The organism is Hahella ganghwensis DSM 17046, assembly GCF_000376785.1.
In the GTDB taxonomy this organism is placed as follows: domain Bacteria; phylum Pseudomonadota; class Gammaproteobacteria; order Pseudomonadales; family Oleiphilaceae; genus Hahella; species Hahella ganghwensis.
The window spans coordinates 56,126-75,719 of record NZ_AQXX01000124.1; the positions used below are offsets into that span (position 1 = coordinate 56,126).

15 protein-coding genes are annotated in these 19,594 nt (G+C 50.8%); 11 read left to right on the plus strand and 4 right to left on the minus strand.

Annotation, left to right across the window (positions count from 1 at the left end):
• Window positions 1–234: 234 nt before the first annotated feature.
• A complete protein-coding gene (locus F566_RS0117795; protein ID WP_026180107.1) occupies window positions 235–1,845 on the plus strand; it encodes an FMN-binding glutamate synthase family protein in 1,611 nt (536 codons plus the stop codon).
• A 44-nt stretch (window positions 1,846–1,889) separates the two neighbouring features.
• Here the strand turns inward: F566_RS0117795 and F566_RS0117800 are convergent, their stop codons facing one another.
• From F566_RS0117800 to F566_RS0117810, 3 genes are all read right to left on the minus strand, one after another.
• Window positions 1,890–2,699: a substrate-binding periplasmic protein gene (locus F566_RS0117800; protein WP_157496861.1), complete on the minus strand. Its 810-nt coding sequence runs from the start codon at window positions 2,697–2,699 to the stop codon at window positions 1,890–1,892.
• 243 nt (window positions 2,700–2,942) lie between these two features.
• On the minus strand, window positions 2,943–4,067 hold the full coding sequence (locus F566_RS0117805; protein ID WP_020408378.1) for a saccharopine dehydrogenase family protein: 1,125 nt from the start codon (window positions 4,065–4,067) through the stop codon (window positions 2,943–2,945).
• Between the two features lie 305 nt (window positions 4,068–4,372).
• Entirely contained in the window at window positions 4,373–4,840 is a 468-nt protein-coding gene (locus tag F566_RS0117810; protein WP_020408379.1) for a DUF2269 family protein, read from the minus strand.
• A gap of 595 nt (window positions 4,841–5,435) precedes the next feature.
• Between F566_RS0117810 and pgaA the strand changes: the two genes are divergently transcribed.
• Genes pgaA through F566_RS0117835 form a run of 6 tightly spaced genes read left to right on the plus strand, consistent with a single transcriptional unit; the run spans window position 5,436 to window position 11,585 of the window.
• Window positions 5,436–7,277 carry a poly-beta-1,6 N-acetyl-D-glucosamine export porin PgaA gene (gene pgaA / locus F566_RS0117815; protein WP_157496863.1) on the plus strand — a complete coding sequence of 614 codons (1,842 nt, stop codon included), beginning with the start codon at window positions 5,436–5,438 and terminating at the stop codon, window positions 7,275–7,277.
• Window positions 7,274–7,870 carry a PgaA family protein gene (locus tag F566_RS0117820; protein ID WP_026180109.1) on the plus strand — a complete coding sequence of 199 codons (597 nt, stop codon included), beginning with the start codon at window positions 7,274–7,276 and terminating at the stop codon, window positions 7,868–7,870. The genes pgaA and F566_RS0117820 overlap by 4 nt, the downstream gene beginning before the upstream one ends.
• Before the next feature lie 14 nt (window positions 7,871–7,884).
• Window positions 7,885–9,444, plus strand: a complete 1,560-nt coding sequence (gene pgaB, locus F566_RS33315; protein ID WP_083921122.1) for a poly-beta-1,6-N-acetyl-D-glucosamine N-deacetylase PgaB — start codon at window positions 7,885–7,887, stop codon at window positions 9,442–9,444.
• Window positions 9,441–10,013 (plus strand): poly-beta-1,6-N-acetyl-D-glucosamine N-deacetylase PgaB, encoded by a 573-nt coding sequence (locus F566_RS33320; RefSeq protein ID WP_033416482.1) that lies wholly within the window; start codon window positions 9,441–9,443, stop codon window positions 10,011–10,013. The genes pgaB and F566_RS33320 overlap by 4 nt, the downstream gene beginning before the upstream one ends.
• A complete protein-coding gene (pgaC, locus tag F566_RS0117830; protein WP_020408380.1) occupies window positions 10,010–11,254 on the plus strand; it encodes a poly-beta-1,6-N-acetyl-D-glucosamine synthase in 1,245 nt (414 codons plus the stop codon). The genes F566_RS33320 and pgaC overlap by 4 nt, the downstream gene beginning before the upstream one ends.
• Window positions 11,247–11,585, plus strand: coding sequence for a hypothetical protein (locus F566_RS0117835; RefSeq protein WP_020408381.1), 339 nt, complete (start codon window positions 11,247–11,249; stop codon window positions 11,583–11,585). Before pgaC ends, F566_RS0117835 begins: the two co-directional genes overlap by 8 nt.
• 353 nt (window positions 11,586–11,938) lie before the next feature.
• On the opposite strand, the gene F566_RS0117840 is transcribed toward F566_RS0117835, so the two are convergent.
• Window positions 11,939–14,497 (minus strand): M14 family zinc carboxypeptidase, encoded by a 2,559-nt coding sequence (locus F566_RS0117840; RefSeq protein WP_020408382.1) that lies wholly within the window; start codon window positions 14,495–14,497, stop codon window positions 11,939–11,941.
• Window positions 14,498–15,024: 527 nt separating this feature from the next.
• On the opposite strand from F566_RS0117840, the gene F566_RS0117845 reads away from it, so the two are divergent.
• The 4 genes from F566_RS0117845 to F566_RS0117860 all read left to right on the plus strand — a co-directional run bounded on the left by F566_RS0117845 (window position 15,025) and on the right by F566_RS0117860 (window position 19,578).
• Window positions 15,025–15,696: a response regulator transcription factor gene (locus tag F566_RS0117845; protein ID WP_020408383.1), complete on the plus strand. Its 672-nt coding sequence runs from the start codon at window positions 15,025–15,027 to the stop codon at window positions 15,694–15,696.
• On the plus strand, window positions 15,693–17,054 hold the full coding sequence (locus F566_RS0117850; protein WP_020408384.1) for a sensor histidine kinase: 1,362 nt from the start codon (window positions 15,693–15,695) through the stop codon (window positions 17,052–17,054). Before F566_RS0117845 ends, F566_RS0117850 begins: the two co-directional genes overlap by 4 nt.
• Before the next feature lie 147 nt (window positions 17,055–17,201).
• Window positions 17,202–18,170 (plus strand): MipA/OmpV family protein, encoded by a 969-nt coding sequence (locus F566_RS35585; protein ID WP_020408385.1) that lies wholly within the window; start codon window positions 17,202–17,204, stop codon window positions 18,168–18,170.
• A complete protein-coding gene (locus F566_RS0117860) occupies window positions 18,130–19,578 on the plus strand; it encodes a TolC family protein (protein WP_169334450.1) in 1,449 nt (482 codons plus the stop codon). The genes F566_RS35585 and F566_RS0117860 overlap by 41 nt, the downstream gene beginning before the upstream one ends.
• The last annotated feature ends 16 nt before the right edge of the window (window positions 19,579–19,594 follow it).

Below are 19,594 nucleotides of genomic sequence, written 5' to 3' on the forward strand. Positions count from 1 at the left end.
CAGCATGATTCAGTCAGCATGCTTTTTCCCATCAGGAATATCTTGTATAAAATTGCGCATCGTTACAGGCGTATGATCGCCGGAAGGCATCGCAATGTTTTATCAGATTTATATGCATACTTCCATTGCCTATACTTTTCTGCAGACCCTGTAGTGTGTAGGAGGACCTGTAGTGTGTACGAGGACCTGGGTTCCCAGAATGAGTTCATCCTTCCAAGTGACGAAAGGAAAAATATGAGAACGCGCTTTTTCAAAACCACGATTATTGCCGGCATCACCATTCTCCTGCTCGGGTTTATCTGGCCCGGATTCTGGTGGTTGCTGGTCCCGATCGGCGCCGTAATCTGTATCGGCCTTTATGATGCCAGCCAAACCCGGCACAGTCTGCGGAGAAATTTTCCGTTCATCGGCCGCGGACGTTGGCTGATGGAACTGGCCCGGCCTTTCATCCAACAATACTTTATCGAATCTGAGGTCAATGGACGTCCAGTCAGTCGCATGTTCCGCTCCATTGTCTACCAACGGGCCAAAGGTGACATCTCCAGTACCCCTTACGGCACCAAGGTACACATCTATGATTCCGGATATGAATGGATCAGCCACTCGATCTGCGCATTGAACATTGAAGACATCAATACTGATCCGAGAGTGTTGGTGGGCGGCCCTGACTGTACACAACCCTATAATGCCAGCCTGTTGAACATCTCTGCCATGAGCTTTGGAGCCTTGAGTAAAAACGCCATCCTCGCCCTGAACAAAGGGGCCAGTATTGGAGGCTTCGCACACAATACAGGTGAAGGAGGGCTCTCCGATTATCACCTGAAACATGGCGGTGACATTATCTGGCAAATCGGCACAGGTTACTTCGGTTGCCGTAAAAAAGACGGTACCTTTTGTGAAGAAAACTTTCGGAAAAAAGCCACTCATGATGCCGTTAAGATGATTGAAATCAAACTGTCCCAAGGGGCCAAACCCGGCCATGGAGGGATATTGCCAGCGGATAAAAATTCTTCGGAAATCGCCGCTATCCGGCTGGTCGAACCCCATACGGACGTAATTTCCCCTTCTTTCCACAGAGCCTTTTCAACACCGATCGAACTACTTCAGTTTATCCGAAAACTCCGAGAGCTCTCTGGAGGCAAACCCGTCGGCTTCAAACTCTGCATCGGACGCCAGAGTGAGTTCATTGCCATCTGTCAGGCCATGCTGGAAACCAATATCAAACCGGACTTCATTACGGTCGACGGAGGTGAAGGTGGTACCGGTGCCGCACCACTGGAATACAGCAATTCGGTCGGTATGCCGTTGAGGGATGCTATCGCCTTTGTCGCGGACTGCCTGACCGGGTACGGATTGAAACAGGACATTAAGGTCATCGCATCAGGCAAGGTCTTTACAGCTTTTCATCTGATCCGATGCCTGGCTCTGGGTGCTGATATGTGCAACAGCGCCAGAGGCATGATGCTGGCGCTGGGTTGCGTGCAGTCTTTGGTCTGCAACACCAATCATTGCCCTACTGGCATCGCCACACAGGACCCTGAACTGAGTGAAGGTTTGCATGTGGAAGACAAAGCACAGCGGGTTGCCCGCTTTCACAAGGAGACCGTCCATGCTGCTGTGGATATCAGCTCTTCAGCTGGGCTTAAAAGCCCCTCAGATGTGACGCGGACACACTTGTTCAGACGGATAGACCAACAACAAATCAAACGTCTGGACGAAATCTTCCCCTATCAGCAGCAAGGTTCCTTCCTGGAAGAGCCCTACCCTGACCACTACCGGCACGATATCCTGGAAGCATCGCCAGAGACCTTTATGCCGAAGAGCTATATTGCTCTGGTTAACTAAGTCGGGTGGCTTAAAGTAAAACTTGAGCAACGACAGAAGAGAACTCATCGGCTCATCCAACGCTGTTTGATGAGCCCCATTCTGCCATCCGCTTTCATATGGTCCAAAGCTGACTGCCAGCTCATCACCAATTCATCAGGCGTTGCCAGAGAGAAGGCGATATATTTGGGTTGCTGACTGATTTCATAGACAATTTTCAGCTCCCTGGCTTTGACCCTCTCCTGCGCCGCCAGGTAATAACCAACCACGTCCACCGAGACCCATAAGTCCAGATACCCTTTTACCAGTTTTGTCGGATTGGTTTTATCGCTACCGGCATTACTGACAAGGTTTTTAAATCCCTGCCCCAACAAATATCTCTCTGCGGAATAGCCTTGTGCCGTCCCCACTCTTCCTACTTGTCTGGCATCGGCCAAATCATTGATCTTTATCTCTGAATCATGCCTGGCAAAAAACACCAGATTAGACACAGCGATCGGCCCTACCCATTTGAATTGCGGGTCGCGTTTTACAGTACGTGTAATCGTGAAAAGTCCGGCACTCTGTTCGCCGGATATATTCATCAATGCTCGTTTCCATGGAACCGATCGAATTGGGAAGTCAACTTGCAGATCGTTCATGATCTCACGCACCACATCGACGGCAAGACCCTTGGATTCATTATTCTCAGTGAAGCAGAACGGGGGATACTCGGAAATATAGAGCTGCAGTTCCTCCGAAGGGTCTTCGAGAGATTCGGCCAGGATATTATGAGATAGCAGTGACACTGGAGTCAGGCCAATCATGCAGATCATGTACAGCCGTACAACGCGGAATATACGCTTACATGCTGCGCAGAACACCAATTCGGGCACCTGAATCACCAAGCATGTGTTGAAATGATCTCCCGACGTTGAGCCTCATCCTCCTCTCAGGCTCATTGCCTTGAGACCCTGTTGTTTCAAAGGCCTTTTAGATGCGCTTCAGGCCTCACTAAACAGTATAGAAGCCTCGCCTCCAACTGCACATTTTTCAACCACAACATCAGAGGCAAACCCACCAGGGTCATCACTGACTCCAGCATTACAGTGTATTGGATGCAAAAAATTCAGAGGAGCTCATTGATCAGGTGTTACGCGCCATTGAATATCAAACTCGCGCAGTACTGCCAAATATTCCTCCAGAGGGATAAGACCAATACAGGGCATCGCTCCACGCTGCGTCACTTCTCCCCTGGCAAGCTTTATCGCCATCAGAATCGAAGGAATACTCGGAATATACAAACCATCGCCATGTCGAGCGAGGATTTCAAACAGAATCTGCTTGGGTTTTCCCTGCTCATCCTTTCCCTTCATCTCCATATAAAAACCGGTATCGTCATTTCCCAAAGGATCAAATAAGCGGGATATTTTCAACAGATAAGGAGCAAGCGGTTGTATGGGCGGAAACAGACGGGATTTGACTAACCAGGACAGGGTAAACAAAATCAGATGAAGAAACCTGAGTTCCATACCTGCCTGAAACCTGACCGTTTTCAAGGAAGGATAGTGCCTTGGAAATATGGCCAGATCCGGGATATCACAGTTTCCGAGCAGCCTTTGATTCAATCCCCAGAATGAGCGCTTTCTCAGTCCTAACCAGCCATACACCGTGGTGCTGATCCCGTCCCTTATTGTCTGAAAAGGTTTACCCGCATAACTCAATACTGCAGACGTGGTCGCAAGGCCTTGATTGGTCAACTGGGCAGTCGCGATTGCGTAATCCACCTCCTCGAGCACCTTAAATCGTTCCCTGTAGGCATCGATAATTCCACTGGTCAGTGTCGGTACCGAGCTTGCGCCACTGCACACGAGCACACCACTCTCTCTGGCCTGAGAATCCAGCTGGTCAATATTCGCCACAAACTCTCGGGCATCAGCCAGATCGATATAATGACATCCTTGTTCGATACAGGCTTCCGCGACACCATAACCCTGAGACTGATAAGGGCCGGACGTATGAATAACAACATCCGGGGCGATCGTTTTCAAAGCTTCGGCCAGATTCCGGTGGATATCAATATAGGCAGCTTCAGGCGGAGGGGATGAACGATGAAAAGAGCCCAGCCGGGTTACCTGTTGTTGCGCCTTTTGTAAATTTCGACCGGCAATAATCAGTTGCAGATCCGGTTCTCTGGCCAGCATACGACTGATAAAACGACCAAAGTTGCCGTATCCGCCTATAATCAGAATTCGTTTGGACATATCAGGAGATCACTTCCAGGAAGGATAAGACTTGAGTCTACCATCGGATTGGCACCTTCCCAAGCGCCCCTCCGCCTAAGTTAATAATACCGAATAAGCATTATATCGATTTAGTCGATAGCGTAAAAACAACAGAGAAAGCATAACGACTATGGGGAGTGGCAATATTGCATGCAGGCCAGCTCTTCATGACAGCAACCCTGACGTCCGTCCCTATCGATGAAGATCAGGCTTCTGGTGCGTAGGTATCCATGTCCGCCCTAGCAGGGGACCAAGGACAACGACAGAGGGAAGTCTGTTTTACCTTAAACAGACTTGGCCACCATCAGGTAGAAAATAATCACCAAAGAAGTAAACGCCGGCCATCCAAGAAGCACCCATAATCTGAACAGACGATGGTAACGAACAGGAAGCTGCTCCCCTGTCCGAGCACTTTCTTCCACGAGTTTTCTTAATTGAATCTGAATCCATACAACGGGAATCCAATAAGCCCCAGCAAGGGCATATAGAGCATATGTCATCATCAACCAGGGGCTCATCCAGTCAAACCCCAGGTACCAGACCAGCCAGGCACCGGAAACCGGTTGTACAACAACAGCAGGCAAGGTAAACAGATAATCGGCCAGAACAGTACTTTGCACAGCATATAGCTTTTGCTGAATGTCCTTACTCCACATGGAACGAAACATGAAAAAGGCAATACCAAGCCCGGTACCGAATAGCACTGTGGCACTCAGTATGTGTAGAGTTTTAACCAACAGATACCAACTCATTGTTCACCTGAAGATAACAGAAAGCAGACAGGAAAAAGCGATAAGGCCGGTATCAAAGCATGTCCTGGCAGGTTAGTCCAGTTCCCCATGTTGAGGGATATCGTAGTAATGAAAGGGCGGCCGGTGAAGAGCAATCATCCCTGAACTCCATCACTAAATAAAAGTTAAGGATAGTCCCGCTATCCAAAAGGGTGATACAGGGAGTATTTTTTATCTAGCCTCTTAGTCATTTTGTTATACCCATCACAGACTATTTTTTTCAAATATGAATTGAGATTAAATACCGCTGCGTAACAAGCGACCGGCAAAGGATTATTTAAGCCGGCAGAAAAGCCAGACATCGCCGGCCATCGACACCAGCCATATAAGCCATTTATCCACGAAAAGCACCGGGGCTTCTGTTGGGCAAGAGCTGAATAACTTTAATAGACATCTCTATCTTCTAGCGAAAGGATCGTAGGCAGTAAACGGTTCATTTCCTATTTAGGACCTGCATACAGGTTCTAGCGTTTAGATGGAAATAACGCTTAATGGGCCAACAAAAAGATGAGCAAGTTTCATACGGCCCCCCGCAGGCTTACGTCTGCGCGCAGTATTGCATATCTGCTGGCAGGCACTCTGTCCCTGCACCTCTCCCGTTCTGGCAACACCTGTCGATGAGTCGCAATCATCTGCTGTAGATCCAAATAGTCAGACAGTGATCGATCAGCAGCGTGAGCAATTGGTCATTGCCGCCAGAAACGGAAACCTTCAGCAGGCCGTCCAGGAGATGACACGCCTTTACCAGAAGACTGAAGACAGCAAGGTACTAAATGACCTGATTGCTTTACACAGCTGGAACGGTACTGTCGGCAGTGCACTGTCTCTTTGCTTCCCCTGTGATATGAAAACACTGACAGAGGATAGCCTGGAAGTTCTCGCCAAGGGTCACCGTAACCGCCAGGATTTCGAAACCGCAGCAGAGTTTTACACTCAACTGAACAATAAAAACCCTGACAATGCCGACGGCTGGCTGGGCCTTGCCCTGGTCAATGCGGAAATTGGCGAGGATATCAATGCCCAGAAGGCCATTGCCAACTATCGGGAATTAACCCCCGCCGGTGTGGAGCGGTTTGAAAATGAGCTCTACATCATGACTGTACTCAACGACAAGGTCGGAGAGTTGGGTGTTCTGCAGGACTATTATAAGTACTCCGACAATCGGGATATTGGCTTGCGGCTCTACAAAACAGCGTTAGATCTCGGCGCCAGCGCTGCAGCGAAGAACATCGCCAGGGAACACCCTGAGTGGTTCACCGACATCGATTACTACTGGCTTGAGTATTACCAGGCAACTCTGAACATTCGCAGTGGCATCAAGTCTTATCGAACAAATGTTCTGAACCAGGGCATCCAACAACTACAGGATCTCGCCGACACCGTCCCAGAAGATCACCCGCTGTCCCGTAATCTTATTCTGGATATATTCTATGGACTGGTCTCAGCCAAAAGGTATGAAGAAGCAACTGCTCGGCTTCCTGAACTGGAGCCCCTGGAGAATATACCGCCCTATGTGGAAGAGGCCAAAGCCGACCTGCTGATTGCCACTCGCAAACCCTTCGGAGCGGTCGATATCTATTCACGGTTGTATGCAGCCACTCAGGACCCGCTTCTGGGACGTAAACTTTACTATGCCCATATGGACGCTGAGCAGTATGAAGCCGGAACCGCTTTACTGAACCGGCTTCTGGAATCTGAACCCACCAAACGCTGGGACTTTACCGGCAGTTTCCGGCTGAACAATGAAACCTATCAGCAACTGCGGGAACAAAGTATTCTGCATATCGCCTGGAGTGGGGATCTGGATACAGCAGAAGCTGAATTCAGATCCGCGTTGATAGAGGCCCCCGGCAATCCCTGGCTTTGGATGGACCGGGGAAATGTGGAGCGCTGGCAAGGGGACTTTACCGCTGCCGAGAAAAGCTACCAGCGCGCGGAATCAATGTTACACGGGACATCCCGGGCTCCAGCACAGAGAAGCCTCTGGATCACCCAGTTGGAAAAAGGGGACTGGAGAGGGCTGAATGAACAGCGACAGAAACTGAACGCTACCTACCCTGCTGCAGACCAAAGAAACATTAATCAACGCTGGAAGGAAGCCACAGCACCATTCCTAGTTACCGAAATCAGTCGCATGCGGACTGAAAACGATGCTCCGGCCCAGACTCAAAACTCCGAAGACTGGCGTCATGAAACCCGCTTCTACTCTTCACGCTGGGAAGGCCAGCGATTGTATGCCCATGATCAGCGACTCTATGGTGAGTGGGACAACCGAGACCTTTATGCCCGCTACACCGGTCTTGGGGCGGAGTTAAGCTGGTACCCACTGAGCCTGGATATCGAGGGGGGGGGGCCGGCGGAGAACTCAACGATAAACAGTATTTCTGGAGTTCATTGAACTGGACCCTCAGTGACGATTTCAGTCTCAAAACAGGTTACCGTTACAACCCCCCGGACACACCTCTGAGAAGCCTCTACAACCACAGCTATATGCGCCAGTGGAGTATCGGATTTCTGCACAAACCCGATTCAGGCCTGTCCTGGGGAGGCCATGTTCTGCACAACAGATTGACTGACGGCAATGACCGCAAGGCCTTCAACATCTGGCTGGATAAATCATTATGGCAGACGCCCCGCTACAAGCTGTCCGGCATACTCAGTGTCACTGGCAGTGAAAATGATCCGGTGCCTGTCAGTTATTTCAACCCACTGTCAGACCGCCATTACCAACTGGCGTTGCGTCATCACTACCGCCTGAAGCTTTCCGACCACTGGGATCTGGACCAAAGCCTGAATACCAGCCTCGGTCAATACCATCAGTCCGGATATTCCCCTGAACTCGGATGGCAACTTGAGTACAGCCAGAAATGGCGCTGGAAAGACCAACTCAGCTTTACAGTCGGAGCCGGCCATAACAAATCAATCTACGATGGGGAGCCGGAACACGGCTTATCGATATTCGCCAGTTTTGAGTTGAGGTTTGTCCAGTGAGATACGCAGTTTTCATGATAGTTCTGATAAGCCAGGTGTTGATCTCAACATCCGTCCTGGCGAGGCCGGAAAACAGTTACGTGGTCCTGGCCTACCACGACCTTTATGACGTCAATCTGCAGCCAGCCAGGCGAATTTTTGCCAATACGGTGAGCCGCGACAGATTTGTCGAACAACTCAACTGGATCAAACAAAACAACTATCACCCGGTCAGTTTCCAGCAGATTCTTGACGCCAAAGCCGGCAAATCCAAATTACCTGAGAATGCCGTTCTGCTGACCTTTGATGACGGTTATGAATCTTTTTACACCACCGCCTTTCCACTCCTGAAGCTCTATCAGTATCCGGCAGTTATTGCCCTGGTAGGAAAATGGCTTGAAGCCGAACCCGGTAAGGAAGTCCAGTACGGCAAGACGAATCTGGACCGAAAGCACTTTCTCAATTGGGCTCAAATCCGGGAGATGGAAGCCTCCGGCCTGATCGAGTTTGCCTCCCATACCTTCAATCTTCACTACGGTATCAACGCCAACCCGTTTGCCAATGAACAACCGGCGGCGGTCAGTCCGGAATTTAAGGCGGTCACAAGTGGCGGTGACAAGAACGGTGATTACGAGAGCCCTAAGGCATATGAACAGCGTCTGAGAGAGGATTTCAGAAGTACCCGCCGACAAATGAAAACCCACGGATTGAAAGAACCGCGACTTCTGGTCTGGCCATACGGTGCCTATAGTCAGCAAGCGATAAGAATTGCCCAGGACGAGGGTTTCCACTACACCTTTTCCCTGGATGAAGGTTATAACCTGGTGACCGATTCAGGAGATCATCTGCTCAGGTACCTGATGGACCAGGAAATCAGCCTGAGCCACTTTGACAGAATTCTTCGCGGGGAACCCAAAACACCTGCCCCCAGAAGAGTGCTCCATGTGGATCTGGACTATGTCTATGATCCTGATCCGAAAGCACAGCAGGCCAATATTGACCGCTTGATCGAAAGAGTGAGCAAATACCAGATCAATACGGTGTATCTCCAGGCTTTTGCCGATCCTGATGGCAACGGTGTCGCTGATGCCCTGTACTTCCCCAACCGGCATCTACCGGTTCGTGCCGACATTTTTAATCGAGTGGCCTGGCAGCTACGCTCACGTGCGGGAGTCAAAATATATGCCTGGATGCCGGTTCTGGCCTTTGATCTTGGCGAAGGTTACCGCTACGTCACAGATATTCGTACAGGTAAGCCTGCACCGGAGCACTATCTCAGGCTCTCGCCTTTTTACGAAAGGAACATCCGGATTATCGGTAACATTTATGAGGATCTCGGCTTTTACGGCAAATTTCACGGCATTCTGTTCCATGACGATGCCTTTCTGGGCGACTACGAAGATGCTTCGCCTGAAGCCTTGAAACAATACAACGCCTGGGACCTGGGCCTGTCCATCGAGGATATCCGGAAAGACAAATCCAAACTCAAACGCTGGAGTCAACTGAAAACAGACTATCTGATCTACATTACCCGGCGTCTTGCCGCCAGAAGCAACCGCTATTTTGCCAGTGATGGTCAACGCCTGAAGCCTTGAAACAATACAACGCCTGGGACCTGGGCCTGTCCATCGAGGATATCCGGAAAGACAAATCCAAACTCAAACGCTGGAGTCAACTGAAAACAGACTATCTGATCTACATTACCCGGCGTCTTGCCGCCAGAAGCAACCGCTATTTTGCCAGTGATGGTCAACGCCTGAAGCTGGCCCGAAATATTTACGCTCAACCGGTCCTGAATCCCGAAAGCGAAACCTGGTATGCGCAGAATCTTGAAGCTTTCGCAGAGGCTTATGACGATGTAGCCGTCATGGCAATGCCCTTCATGGAACAACAAAACAATCCAGAACACTGGCTGCGTAAGATTTCCAGAAAAGCGCTTGAAAGAATCGGTCCGGAAAAACTGGTCTTTGAGCTGCAGGCAACTGACTGGCGCACCAATAAACCCATACCCGATCACGTACTCAAAAGACAGATGCAGGTTATCAGTGAAGAAGGCATCGAGAGCTTTGGGTACTACCCGGATGACTTTATTTCCGGCGTGCCCAATATCAATGTCATTAAACCGGCTCTTTCCATCAACTCATCACTGGGAGCCCCCAAATGACGATGGACTTACTGTTGATCGGTATTTATCTGTACCCCAGTGTCATGGCGCTTGTCTGGATAACAGGCGGCATCTATTACTTTTTCCACTGGGAATACCACTACCTGAAGAAATACCCGGACCACAAACTGACCCTGCGACACTACCCTCTGATCTCAGTCATGGTGCCCTGTTACAACGAAGGCCCAAATATCGAGGACACGATTCACAGCCTGCTGAAACAGGATTATCCGAACTTTGAAATTCTGGCCATTAATGACGGTAGTAAAGATGATACCGGTGCGCGTCTGGATCGACTCGCAAAAGCACACGCCCGGCTCAAGGTGATTCATCAGCAGAACCAGGGCAAGGCCTCCGCTCTTAACCACGCCCTGGAGTATGCCAATGGCGAGTGTATCGTATGCATCGATGGCGATGCCCTCCTCGACTGCAATGCTCTCGTGTGGATGGTACGCCACTTACTCAGCGAGAACGGCGTTGGCGCAGTCACCGGCAACCCCCGAGTCAGAACCCGTACCACCATGGTGGGGCGCATTCAGACCGGTGAGTTCTCGTCCATTATCGGACTGATCAAAAGAGCCCAGCGAATCTACGGCACCTTGTTTGCGATTTCCGGAGTGGTTTGCGCTTTTCGTAAATCAGCTTTAGAGGACATCGGGGGCTGGCGCACGGACATGGTGACGGAAGATATCGATGTCAGTTGGCGGTTACAGATGGCCGGCTGGAATATCCGTTATGAACCCATGGCCCGCTGTTGGGTACTGATGCCCGAGACGATTCGAGGATTGTACAAACAAAGACTACGCTGGGCTCAGGGCGGTGCAGAAGTCAGCCTCAAATACGGCTGGCGTTGCCTGTATCAGGGCAAACTACGATTCTGGCCACTGCTTCTGGATTATCTGGTCAGCGTGTATTGGAGCTATAGCGTGATCGCGATTCTCGTTTGGCGCATCGTAACGATTTCCGATTTGCCAACCACAGAACAGACGCTGACTTTCGAGATCTGCGCAGTGTTGATGATTTTTCTTTGCCTCGCCCAGTTTCTGGTCAGCATTCTGATAGACCGCCATTACGATCAAGGTCTTCTGAAAAACTTTCTGTGGTGCATCTGGTATCCCCTGTTTTACTGGATTCTCAATATCGCCACCATCACTGTTGCCGTACCCAAAGCCTTATTTAAAAAACCCAATCAACCTGCCGTTTGGGAAAGTCCGGATAGAGGAGAAACATTTCGTGGCTGAATCGACTGAAACCCCGTTGATCTATACCCAACCCTCCAGGCGAAACACCAGCCTCCTGTTGCGTGACGGGGCCATTTCACTGCTAACGTGGATGCTTTGGGGCTATTTACTGCTACACCCGATTTACTATTTTATGTACGTCCAGGGAGAACCCACCTCACCACTACTCCAACTGACGCTTCCAGACCTTCTCAAATGGACCGGTACGTCATTATCCGCCATTATGATTATTTACTACTTCTGGTCCCGCACCCGACTGTTAAAGTGGTGGTGGAAGCGACGCAATCTCTGGAAACAGGTGGCAACCGAATTGGTCGGTGATGCCCGATAAGGCGGCACTTAGAAGTCAACCGAGCGCCCAATTACCCAAAACGATCCATTACGTATAAAATGCTGCGATATACAAGGATTACCTGAAGCCAAATAGACACCGGTTGCAGGTAATGCCAAAGCGAGTCGTGGCGGACCTGTTGGCAGTGGATACAGCGGGGGCTTCTTCGGCCATTTAAATGGTAACGATGGAGGTTTCGGTGGTGATGGCGGCGGGTGTGACGGCTAAGCCATAAGCTATACCCAGACATCTTCGCTATCTTCATCCTCAATAGAATAGAGATAAAAAAGAAAAAGGCCGGAAAACCGGCCTTTTTTATTGCTAAGCTGAGTGCGTATTACCCAGCCATCATTTTACTCAAACGTTATGCTCCACTGATTCAACGATCCGGTGTCCTGTCTGGCAAGATCCCTTACACGCAGCTGCCACTGGCCTGCAGAGTCCTTGGTACCAACAGAAACCGAAAAGGTTTCCTTGATATCATTGGCAGAACCACCTGAGCGGTTGTGGAGATTGTAGCTGGTACCGTCGGGGTGCAGCATGTCGACAATCAGATCACCTTTATATGTGTGGGTGATATCGATTGATACACTCACTGTGCCGGACGCACCAGTGCGGGAGACCTCAATCGGGCTCGTTACACCGGTGGAGTTATTATCCGGAATAGCAAACTCGGTGTTGTTCTCATAGGTATCCGGATTTCCGCCGCCATCACCCTCACCAATTTCCACCGTGTAGTCTTCCACCTCACCGTAGTTAAAGGTGCCACAAGGTGTAGGTGCTGCGTTGTAACGCATAGCCACCCGCATGGTGGTTTTGCCCAGGTCTGCATTGGCAGGAATGCTCAGAGTACCGGTCACCTCAGAAGAACTGGCGCCACCAGAAGTGAAGACTTCCTCACCGGCATCCTCAAAGTCACCGTCCTTGTTGAGGTCGATCCAGACTTTCCAGTACTCGTTATAGCTACTGCCGGAGAATTGCGGCGTCAAGGTTACAGAGTTACCTCCACGCACGGCCGGGACCACTTCACCAGTCACCGTTTCGGTAAAATCACTGTATTTGCTGGAACCGGAGGAACGGCTGTAATCACCCAGAGAAACTCCACCTATCCATTCTTCAGACGCATTGTTTCCACCGGCAGAGCAATAATTGGTGGGTGGTTCAGGATTGTTATCGATCACCAGGAATATGGCGGATACAGCCCCCCACACACCGTCAGCATCACGGCTACGCACATAAATCATGTGTTTGCCTTCAGACCAACCGGTAGTGTCAATGACACCCTGAACACCTTCCGATTTATTATTGTAGCTGCCGTCAGCCGCTGACAGAGCAATAGCTGTTGCGCCCTCGTCCCATGGCGCCTCATCAACATAGTATTCCGCTGCGGCAATGTTCTGAGTACTCTCGGAACCATTGCTGTTGTTGAAACGGGTGTCCGTAGCTGTTGCGCTCAATGTGACCGGCGTACCGGGTTCAACACCGGTACTGGAGGCTCCATCGCTCAGGGCCAGCTCTGTTATATCCGGTCCGCCGGGCATGATGTAGGGCGCACGAACCACTTTGGCGGCATAGATCAGTGCCGGCAGGTTATCCGGCTTAATGGTGTTCTCGAAGGTGCTACACCCCTGGAAGAACTGTGTACCCAGCTCAAATGTAAAGGCAGGAACCCCTAACTCACCGTAGCTGATGCTGTCACTGGTGCCGTCGGTGGGATACAAACCGATGGATTGCTGAGGCGTATAGCCGTTGTAGTAAGCAAACTTACGCCCCAGGGTCTGCATGGCCGTCCCGTTAGGCGCCGTCTGGTTGGTATCACCCCAAGGCCATAACACCAGTTCACTGTAGCTGTGAATATCCAGGTGGATACCGGTAGTGTCTTCCGGCGCAGCATCATTGCGGCCGGTACCTCTGCGATCAGGCCAGATACTGCGGGCATAAGCTTCCAGTGCCTGTACTTCTGGTTCAGAAGCAGCGCTGGGACCACGGTAGGTGGCGTTACATTCGCTTCCACTGGAACCGTTACCGTTGGTCGAGTTCCAACTGAAGGTAAAGTTACGGTTCAGGTCAGCACCACGGCTGTTGCTGGTCGCGCCGCAATAATTCTGGTTGGTGTTTTTCCGCCAGGACAATCCGGTCTCTGCGCGTTTTCTGCCATCCGGATTGGTCTGCAGCATCAGGTGCACTTCATGGTTATCCATGATCCAGGTGGCGTCTGCATCATTGCCGTATCCATTTACCAGCCAGCGGGCAAATTCGAGTGTCAGGGGTGCTGTTGTATATTCCCGTGCGTGAATCGCACTATTGATGAAGAGAATAGGTTTATCACCAGAGGTATTCTTGTTGGTCAGCTTCAATACATAAATGTCAAAGCCGCCGTTCCCCTGAGTTTTCTCCCAGGAATTCCCCACATCGATCCATTCCGCAAGATCCGGGTGGTCCTGTGCCATGCCTTCCGCGACAGCAAAGGTTTCTTCCACCGTCTCATAACATTCATAACCCGGAATACCGTTTATACTGATATCCGAGCTCATTGCCTGTGGGGCGTCGATACTCTGCTCCAGGCGATTCTGCATCTGTTCCAGCAGCTGATTCCTTTGCTCCATGAAGTCGTAAGCAACTTCAAAGCGGAAACCGAAAGGCTCCAATTTTTCCATATCTTCAGAGGACAGCTCCATCACCAGATAGCCGTCATCATAGTGAGACTCCAGCATCTGACCGTGAAAACTGATGGCGGCCTTGCGCGCGATTTCTCTATTCGGAAAATAGGCCCGGTAAATTTCGTTGCTGTTTTTTTCCTGCTCCAGGAGCTGGATCGTTTCCTGTTTGGAAACTGGATCTGCATATGTCAGTGCCGGGATCAGGCTGGAAAGGACAACCGCAGATAGCGGGAGGTATTTGGATATCTTCATGATGTCTCCTTGTTATATTAGTTCACCAGGACTCTCCGGATAGGAAAACCCATGTGACTGGAACCAGGGTATGGCTCCCGGACACCGCCAGTGCGGCATCCTGTTTCCATTCTCCTCACCCGCTGTGATAAGGGTTATCCTCCTTAGATGCTGATAGAGATATCGACTACCATCTGTACAAACGGGCGAGAGAAGTAAAACTAGCCCGTTCGCCGCGAACAATCAAAGTTAATTTATTTGTGTTAAAAAAAATGTGATCAAGTTAGGGTCTGTCGACGCTTTATCTGATGCACAGGTAGATCCTGAAAACAGATCAATTGCGGCGCGAGGGTGTGAAGTTCCGTCATTCAGAATGAATACCGGGCAGCCCTGCTTTCAGTTGCTACCCGCAGGGTTAGGCTTCACATTGATACAAAAAGTCACCTTTCACTCTTGCCCTTTAATACTCAGGCGGCACGTTTCACACCAATTTCACGCCACTTGAGGTAATCTGTTTCCATCATCACGAAAAGACCGGATCTGAACACATGCGAGTATTGGTGGTAGAAGACAACGAGGACATTGCAGCAAGTATTGCGGAATATCTGGAAGCGCAGGGATGCGAATGCGATTTTGCCTATAACGGCCTGTCCGGCCTTCACCAGGCAGTCAGCTATGAATACGATCTCTATATTTTTGACATCGCAATGCCGGGAATGAACGGGCTCGAACTCTGCAAAACGCTCCGTCAGGATAAAAAGGACTCGCGTCCGGTGTTGTTCCTGACCGCCAGGGATACTTTGGAAGACAAGCTGGAGGGATTTGCCAGCGGCGCAGATGATTACCTGGTAAAGCCCTTTGAACTACAAGAGCTATACGCCCGACTGCAGGCCATCGCAAGACGTTACTATGGCGGAAACACAAATGTCCTCGCACTGGGCGATCTGCAGATCAATCTGGACACGCATGAAGTAATTCGGGAGGGCAAAGAGATTGAACTGGCCCCCATTACCTTCAAGCTCCTGCAAACCCTGATGCAGCACTCTCCCAACCTGGTATCCCGGGATCAGTTGGCTCATGAAGTATGGGGGGACACTCTCCCGGATAGCGACTCATTACGCAGTCATATCTACAAGTTAAGGCAACTGATCGACCGACCGTTCAATAAGCCTCTGATACACACGGTGCAGGGCCATGGCTTCAGGATGGTCGACAAATGAATTTTCTGCAGAGTCTGCGGTTTCGTATTCTGGCCAGTTGCGTCATTTTCGCCCTGATTGTCATTGTCAGCTACAGCCTGCTGGTTCTGTTCGTGGCACAGATCAATGATGACGAGCTGTTTAACTGGCATATTGCCAGGGAAACCAGCCATCGCGCAGAAGCTTATATCAACGAACACCCCCAGGGGGTCCTTGCTGCCAATGAATGGACCTTTGCAGGAACTGACAGGCAATTTGTCGACTTTCTATATTCCGACCTTGCTCTTTTCCCTGGCCCTTCCCCCTCTTTTCAGGAAGATATGACGCTTGAGGATTTATCGCTGACCGAAAATACCAGCGATACAGAGCAAGGCTTTACCATCTTTGAACTGGGATCTCAGAACAGGAAAATCCATGTCGTTCGGAATCCATTGAAAAGCCCCCGGAATAAAGTCAACTTCTATTATCTGGTGGATATCAGCGGTTTCGACCGGCAATCCACTTATGCGGGTTTTGGCTCCATATCCCTACTGGGAATCAGCATCGCCTTTACCCTGATCATCGCGGTGATAACCGGCTTGGGAATCGCCCGTCGTGTGGTCGCCCCTCTCACTCATTTCAGCCAGGATGTCGACTCAGCAACGATTGAGCATAAACCAGTATTGAAAGGCCACTACTACCCTGATGAAGTCGGTTTTCTGGCCGATCGGATCAACGCCATGCTGAGGCGCATTGAACGTTTCGTTGATCGCGAAAAAGCCTTCGCGCGCGATGCCAGCCACGAACTACGCACGCCTGTTACCAGCAGTCGCATGGCATTGGAGCTTGCTCTTCCAATGACCGAGGATAACGAAAAATTACGGAATCTGTTGTTGCGGGCAAGCCGCGCCAATAAAGACATGACTCATCTGATTGAGAGCTTCATGCTACTGGGGAAAGAGGAAAGTCATAAAGAACCTGCAGAACTCTGTCACTTGCACGCACTGGCTCAGTCTGCCCTGGACAAGAACGCCTACCTGCTCCGGGACAAACCCATAGCCTGCATAAACCGTACGCCGGAAAACATCCAGGTTGAGCAGCCGGTCCAATTGCTGTCAATTGTTCTCAACAATCTGTTACGCAATGCTTTTCAGTATACACACGAAGGTTCCGTCGAGATTTGTGCCGATGGTCAACACGTCACGATTCAGGATACCGGCAAAGGGTTTCCTTCCGACTTGATATCCGGCGCCAGGGAGAGTCAAGTACCTCCCGAAGGCATGGGACTGGGTCTGAATATTGTCCGTCGTATCTGCCAGTTACGAGACTGGCAATTGGACATTCAACCCCGGCAAAGTGGCGGCACCCGGATAACGCTGTATTTTCAGGCAACCCCCTAGCAAAACGCCAACACTCGCAATTTTTTCTGAATTTCACATCCGCGTCACACAGCAGTGACGCGGTCATCACATTCTCTCTCAGACAATGCTCCCACCAATCGTTCAAAACGATTGGATCGAACGGACTAAATCCTTCAGGAGCATTTTATGAAATCCATTGGTTGTTTGAATTTTTCTCTTCCGAATATCCACCTGTCAGCCTTCCTATGTAGCCAGCTTCTCGTCGCAGCGAATGCCTCGGCACTCTCCTCTGATCAGGCAAATTCAAAAATTACTGTGAAATACCCTGATGCAGTGATTACAGAGATTCGGGAAATACCAGGTGAAGACGGCGAACTCTATGAAGTGGAGTTTGAGTCAGGAGGTGAAACCTATGAAGCCGTGATGACCCGGTCAGGAGAATTCAAGTCTATTGAGGAAGATTCCAGGCAACCATGGATTGTCGGTCTTGGCGCGATGTATGACACTGGCATCTATAAGGATCAGTCCACGGGGGTGGAACCTGTTCCTCTGGTATCCGGTGAAGTCGGAAATTTCTGGATGCAGGGACTCACTTTGGGTTACTACGCCTATCGCTCAGATTCACTGGAAGTTTCCCCGATTCTGCAGGTCAGCCCGGGTCGGGGGTACGACAAAGATGACACTGAAAACAACAGTCGTCTCTACGACGGCCTGGAAGATCGCAAAACAGCCGTCGAAGCAGGCCTTACACTGAACTACCGCCTGTCATGGGCAGATCTTTCAACCACTGTACTCGCCGACGCAGGAGACAGCCATTCCGGCTTTAGTACGGAAATCGGCCTCAGCCAGGATTTTCACCCCTCGCAGACGGTCATGGTTACCCCATCGATATCCGCCACCTATCACAGCTCAAACTTCAACCAGTATTACTTCGGTATAGATGAGGAGCTCGCGACTGGGTTCCGACCCGCTTATGAAGCAGGCTCCGGCGTGGATTATGCAGCCGAAGTCACCGCAATCTGGCGCTTGTCACAATCCTGGAGTGTCATGGGGCAGATTTCCCATACTCTGCTGGACAACGCAATTGAAGACAGCCCTCTAGTCGATGAGGGCCATGAAACGTCAGTCCTGGTCGGGGTTGGATATGCTTTCTGAACCAATATCTCTGAAGGCTGTCATTCTGACCAGCCTGGGGTTAATCACGGGATGCACGACTGCGCCCCAACTGCACGATAGCGGACAGCTGCCTTTCAGGATTGAGCCCCAATGGCAGGTTCCCGATATCCAGGGAGCAAAGAACCCGGCCATCGGTTGGGTGACGCAATTTGGTTCCCGACAGCTTGAACAGTGGATCACTATCGCCCTGCAAAACAATCTCAACCTTCTTGCTGCCCGAGAAAAACTTCGTGTTGCCGGTTACCAACTGCGTCGGGTTCAAGCTTCAGGAGGGGTGCAGACGGTCTCGCAAATCGGTGTCGAAAAAAGCCGAAGCCTGTCCGGTGATCGCGGCAGCGATTCAGAAGGCTGGTCGCTGCAATTGAATGTGAGCTGGGAACTTGATCTCTGGGGTAAGCAGGACGCCCTGGAGGAACAAGCCCGATGGCAGAGTATCAGCGCGGAACATGAGTTTCAGTATCTGGCTTTTTCACTGTCAGCTCAGGTTGCCCAGGCATGGATCACTATCGCTGAACTGTCCTTACTGGAACAACTGCAACAAAACGCCCGGGATAACTGGGCAGATGTCGAGCGTTCCGTCAGAAGAGATGTCTCACGAGGGCAGGCAAATACTGGAGATCTACAAAATACTCTGACAGACCTGGCCCTCGCCGAGTCAGCACTGGAGAAAACCCGGAGACAGCTTGGAGAGAGTCTCAGAAGCATTCAGGTGATTCTGGGGCAGTATCCGACAGCAGACAGACATGGTCTTTCTGCTGTCCCGCCAACGACTTTGCCACAAGTCCCGATGGCTGCCGCGATGGACTCTCCTGCCGACATCATGATGCATCGACCGGATATCCTGATGGCTCAGGCAGAACTGGCAGCCAGCGATGCTGCTGCCTTTGCGGCTTATGCAGACCTGTTTCCCCGACTAAGTCTGAACCTTATTCCGCAAGCCTTGACCGGCGATCTCAGCAGCCTTGGCCAAAAAGAATCCAGTATTACGGCCTCTGCCAGCTTGTTCCAAACTCTCTTTGACAGACGCGCACTCCTGGCCAACAAGGACCAGGCGCGATCCCAGGCGGATCAGAGTTACTGGCGTTATACCCACACCCTGCTCAATGCTTTTTTTGAAGTCGAGCAAACGATTCATAACGAACAGCAACTCCAGCGTGAATGGCAGGCCTTAAAGCGCGCGCAGGAGGCCGCCATCCATGCGGCCAATATCGATAAGCGAGACTACCAGCGCGGCCTGATCACTCTCAGGGATTATCTGGGCTCGCAACGCCGTGCCATTGAACTGAGTCAGCAAAGCGTCAGCAAACATGCTGATCGTCTTCGCAACTGGGTGGCGCTGCAGCTCGCTTTGGGCCGCCCCAGTATGCCGGAGAAGGTTTCATCATGAACACGGGAACGCAAAC